Annotated in this window: 1 protein-coding gene; it reads right to left on the bottom strand. The window is 71.5% G+C overall.

Going from position 1 to position 351, the window contains the following annotated elements; genetic code table 11:
• The coding region (locus D9V41_RS18075) for a hypothetical protein (protein WP_208006938.1) at positions 1-351 on the bottom strand (351 nt) is incomplete at both ends.

A 351-nucleotide genomic window follows, 5' to 3' on the forward strand; every position in this document is an offset into this window, starting at 1 on the left:
CCGCGAGGGCCGAGCTAGCAGCTGTAGCCGTGCAGCCTCTGCCATGACCCTCGGAACGTCGACGGCTCGAGGGCCGGTTGCCCTCAGCGTCACCGTCGCTTCGTCGCCTGCCCGTAGTTCGACCTCACGCTCGCCGTCGACGGCGATGACGCCGCCTTCCGTGACGCCGATCGTGGTGCCGGGTGTCATCTCCTGCCAGGACTCGACACCGACCGGGACCACGAGACCGGGGGCGATCGGCGCGTGGACGACGTGGGGGGCTCGGTCGCTCGGGGCCAGGTGGAGCACCACTCCGTGCGCGTCGCTGCGCGGCGACGGGCACAGCAGGCCGGCGATGCTGGAGAGACCGAT

Source organism: Aeromicrobium phragmitis (assembly GCF_003674095.1).
Lineage (GTDB): Bacteria > Actinomycetota > Actinomycetes > Propionibacteriales > Nocardioidaceae > Aeromicrobium > Aeromicrobium phragmitis.